The sequence below is a fragment of the Desulfuromonadaceae bacterium genome (assembly GCA_019429445.1).
In the GTDB taxonomy this organism is placed as follows: Bacteria; Desulfobacterota; Desulfuromonadia; order Desulfuromonadales; family JAHYIW01; genus JAHYIW01.
Genome location: JAHYIW010000001.1, coordinates 79,721 through 98,065, shown reverse-complemented (window position 1 = coordinate 98,065; position 18,345 = coordinate 79,721). Strand labels below are relative to the sequence as shown.

Here is an 18,345-nt window from a genome sequence, read left to right as displayed (position 1 = left end):
AATCCCCGAGTCGTCTTGGGTTACTTCGTAACAGTTGAACTATCCCATTGCCTGATACTTTTCAATGACTTCGTCCACCTTCTGGACCGTCAATGAACCGTAGGTCGCGTCGTTCACCATGATTACCGGTGCCATCCCACAGGCGCCTATGCAGGCCACGTATTCTGCGGTAAATTTGAGGTCTTCGGTGGTCTCGGCATGAACCACGCCGAGGCGATCCTTGACCGTATCTGCAATCCGCGCTGCGCCCTTAACGTGGCACGCCGTCCCCATACAGACGCGGATAATATATTTACCTCGCGGCTGCAGATGAAACTGGGCGTAAAACGTCAACACACCGTAAATCTGGCTGGAGTAAACATTCAATCGCTCAGCAGTTAAATGTACGGTCGGTTCGGGAATATAGCCGTAAAATTCCTGAATTTCCTGTAAGGCGGGCATCAACGCACCATGCATATCGACGTACTTGTCGAGAATCGCATTTGCACCGGTCAGATCGACAACCTGCTCTTTTACTTGTTCAGCGGCTTCAGTCATGAAGATACCTCTTCCATTCCGTCAGCGGTTAACGATCTATCTCGCCGAGAACGATGTCGAGCGTACCGATAACGGCGACAACGTCAGCGATCAATGATCCTTCACACATCTTCGGTAACGCCTGCAAATTGATAAATGAGGCCGGACGAATTTTCATCCGGTAGGGGCGGGGGCTGCCGTCAGAGACCAGGTAAAAACCAACTTCACCCTTAGGATTTTCAACCCCCTGATAGATTTCACCGACTTCCGGCTTAAATCCCTCACTAATAATCTTGAAATGGTGAATCAGCCCTTCAATGGAGTTCACCACGTCTTTTTTCGGCGGCAGACAGATCTTCGGGCAATCGGCCAGAATCGGCCCGGGCTTCAGTTTGTCAAGCCCCTGCAGAATGATCTTGCACGATTCGCGCATCTCTTTGAGGCGCACATGGTAGCGTGCCCATGTGTCGCAACCATCGTCCACAATGACATTAAAATCGTAGCCTTCGTAACCGCTGTAAGGGTTGTCGCGACGCAGATCCCAGTCAACGCCGGAGCCGCGCAATGACGGCCCGGTGACACCGAGATCAATGGCATCCTCGGCACTGATCACACCGACGCCCTGAATCCGTTTTTGCCAAATCCGGTTCCCGGTCAACAGCCCTTCATAGGTAGCGATATGTCCCGGCATGGAATCGACAAAATCACGTATTTCCTGTTCCAGCCCATCGGGGAGATCGGCGGAGAGTCCGCCGACGCGAAAATAGTTGGACGTCATCCGCGCTCCGGAGAGCTTCTCATAGATATCCATAATATGCTCCCGCTCGCGGAAGCAATAGATGAACACCGTCATTGCACCGATGTCGAGGGCGTGACAAGCCAGCCAGACCAGGTGACTCTTGATCCGGGTCAGTTCGGCCATGATGACGCGGACCACATTGGCACGTTCGGGGATCTGTTCCGTAATCCCCAGCAGCTTTTCAACGGCCAGGACATAGCCCAGATTGTTATGCATCGGCGCCAGATAGTCGAGACGATCGGTCAGCGGCAGCACCTGATGATAGGTGCGATGCTCGGACAGCTTCTCAATCCCCCGGTGAAGGAAACCGATGTGCGGAACTGCTTTAACGACAGTTTCGCCGTCCAGTTCAAGAACCAGGCGCAGAACCCCGTGTGTTGACGGGTGCTGCGGCCCCATATTGATAGTCATAGTTTCGGTGTTTGCCATTGTCTGCCTCTTCTATCGGAAACGATAATTGTCGGAACCGAAACTCACGAAACCCGGCCCTGATACGGTTCACGATCGGGCCCCTGCACGGGATAATCCTTGCGCAACGGGTGCCCTTCCCAGTCGTCCGGCAGCAGAATGCGACGCAGATCAGGGTGGTTATTAAAACCAATCCCCATCAGGTCCCAACACTCACGCTCAAGCCAGTTTGCGGTGCTCCAGACTCCGCTCACGGTGTCGATGGTCGCATCGCCCTCCTCGACCGGTGCCTTAATTCGCAGCCGATCCTTGGTGGAGATGTTGTACATATTGTAAACAACCTGAAAGCGCGGTGTCTGGCCAAGGTAATCAACTCCACACAGGTCGGACAGCAGATTGTAGCCAAGCTCGCTCTTCAGAAACGCACAGATCGCAACGATGTCCTCTTTCTTGACAGTCACCGTCGTTTCACCGCGAAACTCTTTGACCTCCAGCACTTCGGTGGAGAATTTACCTTGCAGTTTGGCAACTGCTACATGTTCACTCATATCGATTAACCCCGTCGTATTCCTGATTAGACGCCGTCGATCCGGTCACCAATACCGATCACCGCACCGAACGAATTCCGTTCCGCCATGATCTTCTCTTGCAGCTTCATAAAGCCGTAGAGCAAACCCTCGGGGCGCGGCGGGCAACCGGGGATATAAACATCGACCGGCAATCCCTCATCAATCCCCTGGACTGTACTGTAAGTGTCGAAAATTCCTCCCGAACAGGCACAGGCGCCCATCGCGATAACATAACGGGGTTCCGGCATCTGCTCGTACACCGTCTGAATAACCGGCAGCATCTTCTTGGTAACCGTCCCGGCGATCACAATCAGGTCCGATTGCCGCGGCGAGGCGCGGAACAGGATACCAAAACGGTCAAGGTCAAAACGGGCGGCGCCGGTGGCCATCATTTCGATGGCACAACAGGCCAGACCGAAGGTCATCGGCCACAGCGAACGAGAGCGCGACCAGTTGACCAGCTTATCCAGCGACGTCGTGATGACGTTGTTGCCCAGAGTCTCCTCTATTCCCATTCCAGTGCTCCTTTTTTCCAGACGTAAATATAACCGACCAGCAAAATCGCGATGAAGACGCCCATCTCTACGAAACCGAAGAGACCCAACCGCTTGAACATGACCGCCCAGGGGTAGAGAAAGACCGCCTCAATATCGAACAGAATGAAGAGCATGGCGATGATGTAAAACTTGATGGAAAACCGTTCACGTGCGCTTCCGACCGGTGGCATCCCGCACTCGTACGGAGCCAGCTTGATGGCGGTCGGCTTCTTCTGCCCAATCAGTCGTGAAAGAACAACGACGATAACCCCGAAGCCTATCGCGACCAGGATCAGAAAGAGTATCGGCAGGTAACTTTCAAGCATGGAAAAAGCTCCTCTCGGCAGTTCATATAGGATGTTTCGTCTGACATTATCTGACGAGCTCTCTTGTGCTCGTTCGGCGGTGCAAGTTAAGACAAATTAAGCCCCTTGTCAAGGAAAAAATACAGTATACAGTATGCAATTTTTTCAGTTCTAACTAATTGTTAACAGGTAGTTATTCATCAAAATAGGGGACAAAGAAAGTCAGCTATAGGTGCGCAACAGAAGAACCGGGAAAGGCGCTGAAGCGGCAGGTGGGCAGGTTATTTTTGTCGTGACTCAAAGCGATTCATCGCGGCCAGCAACAGACCCAGGGTGATAAAAGCGCCAGGTGGCAGGATCATTAACAACAGGGGCTGATAACCCTCCCCGAAAAGGGCGACACCGAGCAACGTGCCGGAACCAAAAATTTCTCGCACTGCGCCAAGCAAAAACAGGGCCAGAGTAAAACCTGTGCCCATCCCGAGGCCGTCAAAAAAAGCCCTACGGAAGGTGTTTTTCGACGCAAAGGCTTCTGCCCGGCCAAGGATCAGGCAATTGACCACGATCAGCGGAATAAAGATGCCCAGCGCCTGATACAGGCTGTAAAGATAGGCTTCCATACACAACTGGACGACGGTTACAAACGACGCGATAATGACAATGAAAGCCGGAATCCGGACTTGCGGCGGGATCACCTTGCGCAACAGCGAAACGACGCTGTTGGAGCAGAGCAACACAAATGTCGTCGCCAGCCCCATACCGAGGCCATTCTCGGCACTGGTGGTGACCGCCAGAGTCGGACACAGACCGAGGAGCAGCTTGAATACCGCATTTTCTCGCCACAACCCTTTGCTGAACTCTTGCAGCACACTCATTCTCCCCCTCCTGTCGGCGGAGTTTCCGGTGGTTCTGGCACCGTGATCGCGGCGCTGTTCCGGTGATAAAATTCCAGCGCCTTGCGCACCGCACCGACGACCGCCCGGGGGGAAATTGTCGCACCGGTAATCTGATCAAACGCCCCGCCGTCCTTTTTCACCCGCCAATCAGCATTGTCGAGCGACTTGTCATGAAATTGCTGTTTGAACGGTTGCTGGGTGATCTTGTCGCCCAATCCCGGAGTTTCCATATGGGAGAGGATCTCGATGCCCTGAACCGTTCCGTCCGGGGTGATCCCGACCATGATGTCGATATTGCCGCTATAGCCATCGGGGGCGGTTACACTGCAGGCGATGCCGACCAGCTTGCCGCCGTTGCGCGCGCGGAAGAAGGTTTGCCTGAGTTCCCGTCCACGCTTGTCACGACCACGGCCAAGGACCACGGTGTCGTTATCAGGTTGGTTATCGAATGCGGGTAACACCGCCTGTAGCGCACGCAACATCACCAGACGCCGCTGTGCCGCGATCGGTTCGCGCGTTGCCACCTCGACCAACGACAATACGGCACCGGCAATGCATGCAATCAGGGTCAAGGTGCAGACCAGCCGGAGAATTTCTCTCATCGCCCCCCCTCCCCGACCGCACCAAACTTGCGCGGTGGCGTGTAGCGATCAATCAACGGCGTCGCCGCATTCATCAGCAGAATCGCGAACGACACACCTTCCGGATAGCCACCGAAGAGTCGGATCAGGACCGTGATCAACCCGCAGCCGAACCCGAAGATGATCATCCCCGTAGAGGATACCGGCGAAGTCACCATGTCGGTTGCCATGAAAAAGGCACCGAGCAGCAAGCCGCCGGTCAACAAATGCAGCAACGGATCGGGATAACGCGTCGGATCGACGAGCCAGAAGATGCCGGTCAGCACCGCCACCGTAACAACAAAAGTCAGGGGGATATGCCAGGTGATGATACGCCGCCAGAAGAGATAAGCCGCGCCAATCAGTACGGCGACGGCGGAAACCTCGCCAAGACACCCGGCCATGTTGCCGGTCAGATAGTTGAGATAGTCTGCCGACTGCACAGCAGGCAGCTTACCGGTGAGCATCACGGCGGTTTTCCATTCGCCAAGGGGCGTTGCCATGGTCACCGCGTCCACCCCCGAAGCCGAACTCAGCGGAGCGGTCCAGCTGGTCATCTGGATCGGAAAAGAGATCAGCAGCACCACCCGCGCCACCAATGCCGGGTTGAACAGGTTGTACCCGAGACCGCCGTAAACCTGCTTGCCGATAACAATGGCCACCCCGCCGCCGAGCACTGCCAGCCACCAGGGTGCAGCGGCGGGCAGATTAAGCGCCAGCAAAAGACCGGTCAACACCGCACTGCCGTCAGCCAGGGGGGTCTGCGCCCGCCCCTGCAATTTGAGACACGCCGCTTCGGCAACCAGACAGGAAGCAACGCACAGCAGCAAGGTGGTCAATGCGGCAAGCCCGAAAAACCACACCGCCGTCAGACAGGCAGGGAGCAATGCGTAAATCACGTCGCGCATCACCTTGTCGGTAGTTGCGCCGGAATGCATATGGGGCGAGGAGGAGAGATAGTATTGTTCTGTCATGTCAGGACAATCTCCGTTTGGCCAGAATCGCCCCTTTGACCTGACGAATCGACTGCACCAGCGGGATGCGGGCAGGACAACTATAGGCACAGCAGCCACATTCGATGCAGTCAAGGGCGTTGAACCGTTCCGCCTCGGCAATCATGTCGCGGCGTGCGTAGGCCGAGATCGTCGTCGGCAGCAAGCGTGCCGGGCAGACACTTACACAGCGTGCGCAACGGATACAGGGGCCTTCCGACCGCGTCGCTACCGCATTTTTGCCGAGCAGCAACAGCCCGGAGGTCCCCCGGATGGCGGGTACATCAAGAGACAACTGGGTCTGCCCCATCATCGGCCCTCCCATAATCACCTTGACCACCTCTTCACGCAGTCCACCACACTCGGCGACCAGATGACGTAACGAAGTACCGATGCGGATGCGCAGATTCTTCGGTTCAACCAGCGCCGGACCAGTAATCGTCGCGATCCGCTCAACCAGCGGGCGACCGTGAATAATGGCATCGGCCACCGCCGCCGCAGTGCCGACATTCTGTACCACCACCCCGACATCCATCGGCAAACCGCCGGAAGGCGTCTGACGCCCGGTTACCGCAAGGATCAATTGCTTTTCCGCCCCCTGCGGATACATCACCTTGAGCGCAATCACCTCAATGTCGCGCCGCACGCAGGCGTCGCGCATCACCGCAATCGCGTCCGGCTTGTTTTCCTCGATGCCGATACAGACCCGTTCGACCCCGAGAATCCGCCGCAGAATATCGATCCCGGCAAGAACCCGGCCCGTCTCCTCAAGCATCAGACGGTGATCAGCGGTGAGGTACGGTTCGCATTCAACGCCGTTGAGAATCAGGGTGTCGATTTTTTTCCCGCCCGGCGGCGACAATTTAACATGCGTGGGAAAAGTCGCTCCCCCCAGACCGACTACTCCGGCATTGCATACCATATCGCGCAAGCGACTCGGCGGCAGCGTTAACGGATTGACCAGCAACGGATTCATCCCGCCCTCAAGACCGTCGGGCCAGGCGTCACGGCCATCCGGTTTGATCACAATCGCCAGCAACGGACGTCCCATGGGGTGCAGACGCGGCTCGACCGCCGTCACCACCCCGGAACTTGACGCGTGAATCGGCACCGAAACGAATCCGCGGGGCTGCGCGATGAGCTGCCCCTTGGCCACCGTGTCACCGATCACCACGCACGGCTCGGCAGGGGCACCGATATGTTGCGCCAGCGGGATGACCAGCTCGTCCGGCAGTGAACACTGTTCAATCGCCCTGGCAGCAGTCGATTTATGTTCCGGCGGATGCAGCCCGCCCGAAAAACGTTTTATCTTCATCTCTTCAGTTTCATCTCGAGAGCACTTCAGGCCGCCTGCGGAGCAGGTTTCTCGTCGGGCACGGGGGCTGGCGGCGGATTGTCATCGCGGATACAATGGGTCGGACACTTTTCAATGGCCACTTCGACACCGGCGGTCGGCTTGACCGCATGGCGATAATCGACACGGGCCAGAAAATCTTCGATCACGTAAGCTTCCGGTGCCACTTTTTTACACAGCTGACAAGCGATACACCCCACCTGACAATACTGACGCACCAGCGCGCCTTTGTCATGGCTGTTGCAAAGCACGTGCACGGAGACTGAGCGGGGCGTCATCTTGATCACCTGTCGCGGACAGGGCTCAACGCATTTACGACAACCGACGCACTTGTCGCGATCAATCACCGCCAGGTGCTGATCGGTCATGGTAATCGCCCCGAAGGGGCAGATCGCCGCGCAGGTCCCCAGCCCCAGGCAGCCGCCGGGGCAGGTCTTCGGCCCGTCGGCAAGCTTCTGCGCGGCGCGGCAATCGCTGATACCGAGGTAACGGTATTTTTCGGTCGCCCGCTGCTGATCCCCCTGACAAATCACCACGGCCACCTGCGGATCAACCGCAATCGCCGCGACGCCGATAATTCTGGCAATTCTGGCCACCGTCTCGGGCCCGCCGGGGGGGCACAACTCCGGGGCGACAGCTCCGGAGGCAACCGCCCTGGCGTAACCACCACAGCCGGGAAAACCGCAGGCGCCGCAGTTGGCGCCGGGCAGTACTTCAAGAATCGCGGCCTCACGCGCATCGACTTCGACAGCAAATTTCCGCGCTGCAAAACCCAGGGCAAGCGCCGCGAAAAAGCCGACACCACCCAGACTTAAAATCGCTTCAAGCATCGTTAATCACACTCTTCACCGGCAATTTATCCCTTCACCATGCCGGCAAACCCCATGAACGCCAGTGACAGCAACCCTGCGGTCACCATGGCAATCGCCGTCCCCCGAAAGCTACGCGGCACCGGGCACAGATCAATCCGCTCGCGCAGTCCGGCAAAGAGAACCATCGCCAAAGTAAACCCGGCCGCCGCGCCGATGGCAAAAAAAACCCCTTCAAGAAAGGTGTACTCTTTTTGAATATTCAACACGGCCAGGCCGAGCACCGCACAGTTGGTGGTAATTAACGGCAGGAAAATACCAAGAGACTGGTAGAGGACCGGACTGACTTTCTGAATCACCATTTCGACCAGCTGCACCAGCGCGGCAATCACCAGAATAAAAACGATGGTCTGCAAATATTCAATACCGAGCGGCTGGAGAATAAAATAGTGCAGAAACCAGGTCACCACCGTCGCAACAGTCATGACGAAAGCAACCGCCATCCCCATGCCAACCGCCGTCTCAACCTTCTTCGACACCCCCATGAACGGGCAAATACCGAGAAAACGGGCAAGGACAAAGTTGTTAACGAAAATCGCGCTGATCAATATAAGCACAAGTTCTGTCATCTTACCGCCACATTGCTTTTTGGGTCAGAGAATAAAAAAAGACCGTTAAATTGGTCTGACCATAACTATATAACGACAGATGATTGACGTGTCAATGAAAAAATATTTAATCTGACTGAAGAATAAAATGGCGTTTCCCTTAATGCGTATCGCCAGCACCGTACAGACATTACCCCAGGCGCAGCAGAAAAACCCCTGCCAAAACCAGCAGACCGGCGATAAAGCGAATACGACCGAACGATTCGCCAAGAAAATAGACACCGAGCAGGATGCCGAAGAGCAAACTGACCTGCCTTGCCGGAACGGCATAGCTGAGCGGGGTGATCGTCAGGGCATAGCGAAAGGTCAGAAAAGACCCCATCATCACCGGTCCGGAGAGGAGGATGAGCGGGCGACTGCACTGCCACTCCGCCAGCACACGCCCCCGATAGCGCGAACGCAGCAGATTGAGGGACATAAACAGGAGCATCGCCATCACGAGCAGATAAGTAAAATAAAAAGGGGGGTACGAAAGCACCCCGCGCTTGTCAAAAACGGCACCGATCGAGTAGACAAAACCAGCGGCCAGCGCCGCTTGCACCGTGGGGTTGCGCAGATTACGCAATGGACGCAGCGCATCATCGAGAGACGGGCGTCGCAACTGAACACTGTAGACACCGACGAGAATCAGGAAGATCCCGCCAAGACCAACAACGGACAGCTCCTCACCCAGCAGCAACACCCCCCACATCGGCACGTAGGCGGTCGCCGTCTGGGCCAGCGGATAGGTCATCGACAGATCGCCATCACGGTAGGCCCGCCCGGTAAGCAGATGATAAAGCACAAAACAACCACCCCCCCCGGCACTCAGGACGAGAATCTGCGGGGTCAGTGGCGGAAACGGCGCAGGCAGGCTCCAAACCAGAAGATTCAACATGCCGCCGGAAGCGATAAACATCCACCAGATAAAAACGGTCTTGTCACGGCTGCACTTGACCAGCAGATTCCAGAGGGCGTGCATCAGGGCGGAGGACAGAATCAAAATGAAAGCCAGGGTACTCATGCGGGAATTCTAGCCCAGACAAAAATATTTAGCGAGAATAAAACTTGTTGCTGAAATTCCTGCCCGATAATCGCCGTCCCCCCTCTCCCGGCTTGACATGTCCCGTCGGCAACGGTAAAACCGTGCAATCCAATGACACTATCTGCGTTATTGAACGCATTCATCAAAGAGGAAAGACCATGGCGGACGACAAGAAAATCATTTATTCGATGATGCGGGTGAGCAAGAGCTACGACAAAAAACCGGTCATCAAGGACATCTCGCTCTCCTATTTTTACGGCGCGAAAATCGGCGTGCTGGGACTCAACGGCTCGGGCAAGAGTTCGCTGCTGCGTATCATGGCCGGGATTGACAAGGAATTCAACGGCGAAGCGGTGCTTTCCCCCGGTTACAGCGTCGGCTATCTGGAACAGGAACCACTGCTTGACTGTAACAAAACGGTGCGTGAAGTGGTCGAGGAAGGGGTGCAGGAAACGGTCGACCTGCTCAAGGAGTTTGAAGACATCAACGCCGCCTTCGCCGAGCCGGACGCGGATATGGAAAAGCTGTGCGACCGCCAGGCCAAAGTGCAGGACAGACTCGACGCACTTGACGCCTGGGAACTCGATTCCCGCCTGGAGCTGGCCATGGACGCCCTGCGCTGCCCCCCCGGCGACGCCCAGGTCACAATCCTCTCCGGGGGGGAGAAACGCCGCGTGGCGTTGTGTCGGCTGCTGTTGCAAAAACCGGACATTCTCCTCCTCGACGAACCGACCAATCACCTCGATGCCGAGTCGGTCGCCTGGCTCGAACAACACCTGCAACGCTACGCGGGGACGATCATCGCCGTGACTCACGACCGCTATTTTCTCGACAATGTCGCGGGGTGGATTCTGGAGCTTGATCGTGGCGAAGGGATCCCCTGGAAAGGAAACTATTCGAGCTGGCTGGAACAAAAGCAAGACCGGATGCGCAAAGAGGATAAAGCTGAAAGCGGTCGGCAGAAGACACTGGAACGTGAGCTGGAATGGATTCGCATGTCCCCGAAGGGGCGCCACGCCAAAAGTCAGGCGCGGATCACCGCCTACGAAAAGTTGCTGGAGCAGGACGCCCGCCAGCGGGAAAAAGATCTGGAGCTCTTCATCCCGGCGGGGCCGCGGCTCGGCAATGTCGTCATCGAAGCTGATCAGGTCAGCAAGGCCTTTGGCGACAAACTGCTGGTCGAGGGGATGAACTTTTCCCTGCCACCGGGCGGGCTGGTCGGGGTTATCGGCCCCAACGGCGCGGGGAAATCGACCCTCTTCAAAATGATCGTCGGCGAGGAGCAGGCGGATGCCGGCACCTTTAAAATTGGCGATACGGTCAAGCTGGCCTACGTTGACCAGAGCCGGGCGCTTGATCCCGACAAGACCATCTGGGAAGAGATCAGCGGCGGCAACGACCAGCTCGACTTCGGTGGCCAGCTGGTCAACTCACGCGCCTACGTCGGCCGTTTCAACTTCTCCGGAGCCGACCAGCAGCGCAAGGTCGGAGTCCTCTCCGGCGGACAGCGCAACCGCGTCCATCTGGCCAAGATGCTCAAGGAAGGAGCCAACGTCATCCTCCTTGATGAGCCGACCAACGACCTCGATATCAACACCATGCGGGCGCTCGAAGAAGCACTCGAAAATTTCGGCGGCTGCGCCGTCGTCATCAGCCACGACCGCTGGTTTCTTGACCGCATCGCCACCCACATTCTGGCCTTTGAGGGGGACAGCAAGGTGGTCTTTTTCGAGGGGAACTGGAGCGCATACGAAGAGGATCGCAAAAAGCGTCTCGGGGCAGAGGCAGAGCGTCCCCACCGGATCAAATACCGCCAGCTGACCCGCCAGTGAGAACTCCCCGTCGGGAGACGCGACGCGGCGCTGGACATGAACGCGCAACAGATTAAAATTTGATGCACTTGCAAAAAAGAATGAGCTGGCTAAGCAAAAATTCGTCCTCCAGGGCTTGGTGGTTTTTCAGCGGCGAAGGCCTGCATCAGGCAGGTCGAGGTCCTGAAAAACCAGCGTAACGCGGTTGGCCGCACTTTTTGCGACGCCATCAAAGTTTTTCACAACCACTCAAGAGGTAGAGCAGATGAACAACATCCGCGATGAAGTCAAGGAGCTGGGGATTGGCTTCAAGGTTCGAGGTATGCGTCAGGAGCGGCGGATGACCTTGCAGGACATGGCCGAGGCCTCCGGGCTCTCCAAACCGTTGCTGTCGCAGATCGAAAATGAACAGGTCATCCCCCCGCTGGCGACGCTGCTGCGCATCGCCAAAGCGTTTAACGTGCCGTTGCAAACATTCTTTCAGGAAGCCGACGTAACCCAAAAATGTATTCTGGTGCGGGCTGAGGAACGGCGCAAAAAAAACCGGCGGCTGGTCAACGCTGCCGCGCCACCACCGTACAGCTACCACTCCCTCGCCTATGGCAAGATGCATCGCCACATGGAACCGTTTCTGGTTGAATTCGAAGTTCAGGAATGGGATGACGAATTGCTGGTCAGCCACGAAGGCGAGGAATTCCTCTTTGTCCTCGAAGGGGAGATTGAGCTGCGCTACGGTGATCAAACCATGATGATGGGTCCAGGTGACTCGGTGTATTACGATTCAACCGAACCCCACGGTTACGTTGTTAAGGGACCGACGCGACCGCGGGCGGTGGCGGTACTTTACTCGCGTTGAAATTTGATGCATACTTGACATTCACCACGAAGTTTTTAAGCTGATGACACATGCTTGCCAACCGTGTCCCAGTGTACAATCTGTACCGCTTTGAATATTGAGAGGAGGTTCTCCATGGCAAAGATAGGTGTTGTCCTTTCCGGTTGCGGGGTTTACGACGGCAGTGAAATCCACGAAGCGGTCATCACCCTGCTGGCAATCGACCGGGCCGGAGCAGAGGCGGTCTGCATGGCCCCTGATATCGCGCAGCTGCACGTCGTCAATCACCTCAGCGGCGAACCGGTCGCGGGGGAAAGCCGCAATGTTCTGGTCGAATCCGCACGGATTGCGCGCGGCAAGATCAAAAACATGGCCGATGTCACGATCAACGATTTTGATGCACTCATCTTCCCCGGTGGTTTCGGCGCAGCGAAGAATCTCTGTGACTTCGCCGTCAACGGTACCGACTGCACCGTGAACCCGGAAGTCGAACGACTGGTCAAGGCGACGCTTGCCGCCCGCAAACCGCTCGCGGCAGTCTGTATTGCTCCGGCGCTGATCGCCCGGATTGTCGGCGACCAGACCCAGCTGACGATCGGCACCGACGCCGATACCGGCAGCGCAATCGACACCATGGGGGGCAGACACGTTAACTGCCCGGTACGTGAATTCGTCATCGACAGGGAACACAAAATCGTCTCGACCCCGGCCTACATGCTCGCGGGCCGGATCAGTGAAGCAGCGGACGGCATCGAAAAAACGGTGCGGGCGCTGATCAACCTGCTTTAAACAAAGGAGAACCGACTATGGCAAAGTACCGGTGTGTTATTTGCGACTACATTTACGACCCGGAAGAAGGGGATTCAACCGGCGGCATTGCTCCCGGCACGGCGTTTGCCGACCTCCCCGATGACTGGGTTTGCCCGCTGTGCGGCGCAGACAAGAGTAACTTCGAAGAAATCTGAACTACGTTGGGCCGGCCCCGCCCAGGGGTCGGCCCAACGTAAAACCTGTCCCACAACCATTCCGGAACAACCCGACATGAAAAGCGCACCAGCATGACGCAACGCAAGCCGGACTGGCTCAAGGTCCGTTTCCCGACTGGGCCGAACTACACCCGTATCGACCGCTACCACCGGGAGCAGGGGTTGCACTCGGTCTGCCGCAGTGCCGCCTGTCCCAATCAGGGGGAATGCTGGAGCGCGGGGACCGCCACGTTCATGATTCTCGGCGACCGCTGCACCCGCAACTGTGCGTTTTGCAATGTCGTCGGCGGCACCCCCGCCCCACCCGACCCGCACGAACCGGAAAAGGTCGCCACGGCCATCGCCGAATTGGCGCTGCGCCATGCCGTGATCACGGCGGTGACCCGCGATGATCTCAACGACGGCGGAGCGACGCACTTTGCGGCGGTGGTCCGCGCCATTCGCCACCATGCGTCAGGCTGTACTGTCGAGCTGTTGATTTCCGATCTCGGTGGCGATCACGCCGCCCTCGCAACAATTCTGCATGCCGCCCCGGACATCCTCGGACACAATCTGGAAACCGTGCCCCGGCTCTATCCCCGCGCCCGCCAGGGAGCCGCGTACAGCCGTTCGCTTAACCTGCTGACGGCGGTCACGGCAAGCGCCCCGCAGCTGCCGACCAAATCCGGGTTGATGCTGGGAATGGGTGAAACCGCAGATGAACTGAAGGGGGTCTTTGCCGATCTGCTGACCGCCGGTTGCGACCGCCTGACCCTCGGTCAATACCTGGCCCCCACCCGCCACCACCTGCCCGTCGAACGCTATCTCCCGCCGGAAGAATTTGCCGCGCTGCGCGCGACCGCCTTGCACCTTGGCTTTCGCCATGTGGAGGCCGGGCCACTGGTCCGTTCTTCCTACCATGCCGAGCATCAGGCGGTGACCGCCGCCGGAAGCGTGCACCAGGATCTGTCCGCCGAATGATTGATGTGCGCGACCAATCTTTCGCCAGCAAGCAGTTTATCCTTGGAAATTCGGCCAGAAAGTTGAATAATGTCGCAGTATTGTCATAACCGGACCAGCCAGGATAATGACTCTGATCAGGATGCCCTTTATGAGTAGTGATCTTTCGATTGAACGTCAGCAAATGATCGGCGATTTTTTGCAGGAAAGCCGTGAATTTATCGTTGCGACGCAGGATGTTCTTAAATCCTTCGCCAAAAAAAATTACCAGGCCAAAGAAACCGACCTGCGCAGCATCCAGCAAACGACTCATGCAATCAAACTCGGGGCGCGTTTTCTGGAATTAAAACAACTGGCCATCGTTGCCGAAGCTGCCGATCTGCTGGTTGATCGGCTCCGCACCGGCAAAGAAGCAGCAAGCAGCGCCCGCTTAAAGCTTTTTCGCCGCGCCTTCACCTTCTTTACTGACGCCTTTGCTACCATTGCTGCAAGCGGCGACGATCAGCCCCTCGAAGGTGCCGCCGAAACCCTGCGCAGCGCACTTAACGCCGCCATCACCCTGGAGGAAGAGCTCCCTGCGGGGATCCCCACCGCAGCGGCAGTGAACGCCAATTTCAACCCGTTCAATACGCCGGAGCTGGTCGAAAAATTTGTCGGCGAAGGGGATGAGCTGTTGCAAAATGCCGAACTGGGTCTGCTCCGCTGGGAGACCTCCCCGGAGGATGAGGAAAACCTGGGAGCGCTCTTCCGTGATATTCACAGTTTTAAGGGGAACAGCGGTTTCCTCGGTTTCAGCGATCTGGAAAAACTTTCTCACCAGATGGAAGCAGTGCTGGAAATCGCCAAAAGCGGTCGCGACCTGAGTGAGTTTAAAGCCGCAAACATCCTCCTTGGCTCCCTTGACATCATGCGCGCCGCCCTCGCTGACATCGCCCAACAGGGGTCCGGTCACGTTGCGGACCTCGAAGTTCACCTGATGACCCTGCTTGACCTGCTCGAACGGATTGACGCAGACGCCCCGAACGCCGCGCCACTGCGTCTTGCGACAGCCGGCGCGACTGACACGGAGCAGTCCAGAACGATCAAACGTCAGGACATTCGGGTTGATCTTTCCAAGCTCGACCAGTTGATCAACCTCATCGGGGAGCTGGTGATTGCCGAAAACATGCTCGTTCACAGCCCGGAACTGGCGGGGCTGGAGCTGGAACAGTTCCATCGTGCCAGTCGGCAGATGAATAAAATTGTGCGCGACCTGCAGGAGGTTGCGATGACGATCCGCATGGTTCCGATCTCCGGACTCTTTCGCAGGTTGTTGCGCCTGGTCCACGATCTGTCGATCAAGTCAGGGAAAAAAGTTGACCTGACGCTCACCGGAGCAGACACCGAAGTCGACAAGACGGTCGCCGAACTGATGACTGACCCGTTGGTCCATCTGATTCGCAACGCGCTCGACCACGGTATCGAACCTCCCGCCGAGCGCAAAACCAGCGGCAAGCCGGACACAGGCACGCTGCAACTCTCCGCCCGCCACGAAGAAGGGGAAATCTGGATCGTCCTCGAAGATGACGGACGCGGCCTCAACCGAGAAAAAATCGTTGCCCGCGCAGCGGCCAAAGGGCTGCTCAACAAGAGCGCCGAGGAGATGTCGGACCGGGAAGTCTGGAACATGATCTTTCTGCCGGGATTTTCAACCGCGGAACAGGTCACCGACATCTCCGGACGCGGGGTGGGCATGGATGTCGTCAAAAAGAATATTGAAAAGATCAAAGGCAAGGTCGAACTGACCAGTACCCCCAATCAGGGCACCCGCTTTACCCTGCGGATCCCGCTGACCCTCGGCATTATTGACGGTATGCTTCTGCGCGTGGGCAGTGCCAAATGTATCATCCCGACACTGGCGATCAACCAGGCCTTCAGACCGACCCCGGCGATGATCACTGTCACCCCTGACGGACTTGAGCTGGTGCGCGTCCGCGAACGTTTCTACCCGGTCGTGCGTCTGCACCAGATCCTCGCCAATAGTCCGGAATTTACCGAACTCAGTAGCGGGATTTTATTGACTCTGGAGCATCAGGGGACAACCATTGCGCTGTTTGTGGACGAACTTCTCGGCCAGCAGCAAACGGTGATCAAGGGGCTGTCAGAACAGTTCGAAAACGCCCGCTGGGTCACCGGCTGCACCATCCTCGGTGACGGTGAGGTCTGCCTGATCCTCGATGTCGGGCACCTGGTCGAAACCCACGGCTATGTAAAAATAGCTCAGTCAACACTGACCGCCTGACCACAAGGCAGAACCCGATGACAGAAAAGAAAAGCGTTGGCGACAACGCCCGGGGTGCGTCGCTCACCATAGGGGGCGGTTTTCTGATGTCGATCTCGGATCAGGAGTTCGAAGCGATGCGGGCGTTAATCTATACGCGCTTCGGGATCAATCTCACTGATCAAAAGCGTTCACTGCTGGTTGGCCGCCTCCAGAAGCTGATCCGTTCCCAGGGGTTTACCAACTTCGGGGACTACTACGACCATCTCCTTGCTGACACAACGGAAACATCGCTGAGTCACCTGATCGATCGTATTTCCACCAACCATACTTTTTTTAATCGCGAGAAAGCTCATTTCGACTTTTTTATCGAAACGGCCCTCCCCGAAATTGCGGCGCGCCTCACAGCCCGCAGCGATTATGATCTGCGCATCTGGTGCGCGGGCTGCTCTACCGGTGAAGAGCCGTACATGCTGCTGATGCTGCTGCATGAATACTTTGGCGACCGTTATGCCCAGTGGAGCGCCGGAATCCTCGCCACAGATATCTCTGACAAGGCACTGCAGGTCGCCAAAGCCGGTAGCTACCCTCCGGAGCGGATCGAAACACTGCCGGGGGAATTATGCAAAAAATACTTTACCCGGCAAGCCGACGGCAACTGGCAGGTCAAAGAGGCTCTGCGCAAAGATGCCACCTTTCGCCGTTTCAACCTGATGAACCCCGAATTTCCATTCAAGAAAAGGTTTCAGATTATTTTCTGCCGCAATGTCATGATCTACTTTGATCAGCCCACCCGAGAAACGCTGATTCGTAAATTCCATCAACTGACAGAACCGGATGGCTATCTTTTTGTCGGCCATTCCGAATCGCTCGGGCGCAGCCAGACCCTGTACCACTACCTGCAACCGGCACTTTACCAACGCATGGGCTACTGATGAGCAGAAAAATCCGCGTACTGATCATCGACGATTCGGCACTGGTACGCAACATTCTCGCCCAGGGGCTGGCCTCCGATCCGGGGATTGAAGTCGTCGGCACCGCGACCGATCCTTATCACGCCCGCGACCTGATCATTGCAACCGAGCCCGACGTTTTGACCCTGGATGTCGAGATGCCGCGCATGGATGGCGTCGAGTTCCTGCGCCGCCTGATGCCGCAACACCCCCTGCCGGTGGTGATGGTCAGCGCCCTGACCCAGCACGGAAAGCAAATCACGATTGAGGCGCTCGATGCCGGGGCGGTCGATTTTGTCTCCAAACCCTCGGTGAACGTCGCCTCCGGTCTGCACGGGATGATTGTCGAACTGTGTACCAAAATAAAAATTGCCTCCACCGCCAACGTCTCCCACTGGAAGATGCAGCGCGGCGAACTGGTCCGCCGTCTGGCCGCCGCCCCGGCGACGCGCGCGTTGGCGGAATCAACCGACAAGGTGATTGTGATCGGCGCTTCCACCGGCGGGACCGAGGCGATTCGCCGGGTGATTACCCACTTCCCCGCAGGGATGCCGGGAGTGGTGATTGTGCAGCACATGCCCCCCGGATTCACGACCATGTTTGCACAGCGCCTCAACCAGCTCAGCGCCATGCAGGTGCATGAGGCCGCCGATGGCGATCGCATCATGCCCGGGGTGGCGCTGGTTGCTCCGGGGGGGGTACAGATGCAGATTGTCCGTTCGGGGGGGATTTACCGGGTCGCCTGCGCCGGCGAGGAACGTGTCAATGGCCATTGCCCGTCAGTGAATGTACTGATGCATTCCGCCGCCAAACATGTCGGTGCCAACGCCATCGGCGTGCTGCTCACCGGCATGGGCGCGGACGGGGCATTGGGGCTCAAGGCGATGCGTGACGCGGGGGCGCGGACGCTCGGACAGGATGAGCGAACTTGCGTGGTTTTCGGCATGCCGAAGATGGCTCACGAACTGGGTGCGACAGAAACCTTGCTGTCGATCGATGAGATCGCGCCCGCAATTATCGAACGATTGCGTCGCAAAACGGCGCAGACCGGGGGAAACTGACGCG

The 18,345-nt window shown here is 57.2% G+C and carries 20 protein-coding genes; 8 read left to right on the top strand and 12 right to left on the bottom strand.

Annotated elements, in window-relative coordinates; all coding sequences use genetic code 11:
• Nucleotides 1–39: 39 nt before the first annotated feature.
• From nuoE to K0A93_00415, 12 genes are all read right to left on the bottom strand, one after another.
• Nucleotides 40–537, bottom strand: a complete 498-nt coding sequence (gene nuoE, locus K0A93_00470) for an NADH-quinone oxidoreductase subunit NuoE (GenBank protein ID MBW6510574.1) — start codon at nucleotides 535–537, stop codon at nucleotides 40–42.
• 28 nt (nucleotides 538–565) lie between these two features.
• Nucleotides 566–1,744, bottom strand: coding sequence for an NADH dehydrogenase (quinone) subunit D (gene nuoD, locus K0A93_00465; protein MBW6510573.1), 1,179 nt, complete (start codon nucleotides 1,742–1,744; stop codon nucleotides 566–568).
• A 44-nt stretch (nucleotides 1,745–1,788) separates the two neighbouring features.
• Nucleotides 1,789–2,271, bottom strand: coding sequence for an NADH-quinone oxidoreductase subunit C (locus K0A93_00460; GenBank protein MBW6510572.1), 483 nt, complete (start codon nucleotides 2,269–2,271; stop codon nucleotides 1,789–1,791).
• Nucleotides 2,272–2,297: 26 nt separating this feature from the next.
• Complete coding sequence (locus K0A93_00455; protein MBW6510571.1) at nucleotides 2,298–2,807, bottom strand: NADH-quinone oxidoreductase subunit B; 510 nt, start codon at nucleotides 2,805–2,807, stop codon at nucleotides 2,298–2,300.
• The gene (gene ndhC / locus K0A93_00450; GenBank protein MBW6510570.1) at nucleotides 2,798–3,154 is read right to left on the bottom strand and encodes an NADH-quinone oxidoreductase subunit A; all 357 of its coding nucleotides are present in this window, start codon (nucleotides 3,152–3,154) and stop codon (nucleotides 2,798–2,800) included. Before ndhC ends, K0A93_00455 begins: the two co-directional genes overlap by 10 nt.
• 260 nt (nucleotides 3,155–3,414) lie before the next feature.
• Complete coding sequence (locus K0A93_00445; GenBank protein ID MBW6510569.1) at nucleotides 3,415–4,008, bottom strand: electron transport complex subunit E; 594 nt, start codon at nucleotides 4,006–4,008, stop codon at nucleotides 3,415–3,417.
• Entirely contained in the window at nucleotides 4,005–4,631 is a 627-nt protein-coding gene (locus K0A93_00440) for an RnfABCDGE type electron transport complex subunit G (GenBank protein MBW6510568.1), read from the bottom strand. Before K0A93_00440 ends, K0A93_00445 begins: the two co-directional genes overlap by 4 nt.
• Nucleotides 4,628–5,623 (bottom strand): RnfABCDGE type electron transport complex subunit D, encoded by a 996-nt coding sequence (locus K0A93_00435; protein ID MBW6510567.1) that lies wholly within the window; start codon nucleotides 5,621–5,623, stop codon nucleotides 4,628–4,630. The genes K0A93_00440 and K0A93_00435 overlap by 4 nt, the downstream gene beginning before the upstream one ends.
• A 1-nt stretch (nucleotide 5,624) precedes the next feature.
• Nucleotides 5,625–6,956, bottom strand: coding sequence for an electron transport complex subunit RsxC (rsxC, locus tag K0A93_00430; protein MBW6510566.1), 1,332 nt, complete (start codon nucleotides 6,954–6,956; stop codon nucleotides 5,625–5,627).
• A gap of 26 nt (nucleotides 6,957–6,982) precedes the next feature.
• Nucleotides 6,983–7,825 carry an RnfABCDGE type electron transport complex subunit B gene (locus K0A93_00425; protein ID MBW6510565.1) on the bottom strand — a complete coding sequence of 281 codons (843 nt, stop codon included), beginning with the start codon at nucleotides 7,823–7,825 and terminating at the stop codon, nucleotides 6,983–6,985.
• A 26-nt stretch (nucleotides 7,826–7,851) separates the two neighbouring features.
• A complete protein-coding gene (gene rsxA / locus K0A93_00420; GenBank protein MBW6510564.1) occupies nucleotides 7,852–8,433 on the bottom strand; it encodes an electron transport complex subunit RsxA in 582 nt (193 codons plus the stop codon).
• A gap of 169 nt (nucleotides 8,434–8,602) precedes the next feature.
• Entirely contained in the window at nucleotides 8,603–9,475 is an 873-nt protein-coding gene (locus K0A93_00415; GenBank protein MBW6510563.1) for an EamA family transporter, read from the bottom strand.
• Nucleotides 9,476–9,654: 179 nt separating this feature from the next.
• Between K0A93_00415 and ettA the strand changes: the two genes are divergently transcribed.
• The 8 genes from ettA (at nucleotide 9,655) to K0A93_00375 (ending at nucleotide 18,341) form a co-directional block, all read left to right on the top strand.
• A complete protein-coding gene (gene ettA, locus K0A93_00410; GenBank protein MBW6510562.1) occupies nucleotides 9,655–11,328 on the top strand; it encodes an energy-dependent translational throttle protein EttA in 1,674 nt (557 codons plus the stop codon).
• Nucleotides 11,329–11,572: 244 nt separating this feature from the next.
• Complete coding sequence (locus K0A93_00405) at nucleotides 11,573–12,163, top strand: cupin domain-containing protein (GenBank protein MBW6510561.1); 591 nt, start codon at nucleotides 11,573–11,575, stop codon at nucleotides 12,161–12,163.
• Between the two features lie 114 nt (nucleotides 12,164–12,277).
• The gene (gene elbB / locus K0A93_00400; protein MBW6510560.1) at nucleotides 12,278–12,931 is read left to right on the top strand and encodes an isoprenoid biosynthesis glyoxalase ElbB; all 654 of its coding nucleotides are present in this window, start codon (nucleotides 12,278–12,280) and stop codon (nucleotides 12,929–12,931) included.
• Nucleotides 12,932–12,948: 17 nt separating this feature from the next.
• The gene (locus K0A93_00395; protein ID MBW6510559.1) at nucleotides 12,949–13,107 is read left to right on the top strand and encodes a rubredoxin; all 159 of its coding nucleotides are present in this window, start codon (nucleotides 12,949–12,951) and stop codon (nucleotides 13,105–13,107) included.
• Nucleotides 13,108–13,200: 93 nt separating this feature from the next.
• Nucleotides 13,201–14,088 carry a lipoyl synthase gene (gene lipA / locus K0A93_00390; protein MBW6510558.1) on the top strand — a complete coding sequence of 296 codons (888 nt, stop codon included), beginning with the start codon at nucleotides 13,201–13,203 and terminating at the stop codon, nucleotides 14,086–14,088.
• Nucleotides 14,089–14,194: 106 nt separating this feature from the next.
• Entirely contained in the window at nucleotides 14,195–16,348 is a 2,154-nt protein-coding gene (locus tag K0A93_00385; GenBank protein MBW6510557.1) for a chemotaxis protein CheA, read from the top strand.
• Nucleotides 16,349–16,365: 17 nt separating this feature from the next.
• On the top strand, nucleotides 16,366–17,262 hold the full coding sequence (locus K0A93_00380) for a protein-glutamate O-methyltransferase CheR (protein MBW6510556.1): 897 nt from the start codon (nucleotides 16,366–16,368) through the stop codon (nucleotides 17,260–17,262).
• Nucleotides 17,262–18,341 (top strand): chemotaxis response regulator protein-glutamate methylesterase, encoded by a 1,080-nt coding sequence (locus K0A93_00375; protein MBW6510555.1) that lies wholly within the window; start codon nucleotides 17,262–17,264, stop codon nucleotides 18,339–18,341. Before K0A93_00380 ends, K0A93_00375 begins: the two co-directional genes overlap by 1 nt.
• Nucleotides 18,342–18,345 lie beyond the last annotated feature (4 nt).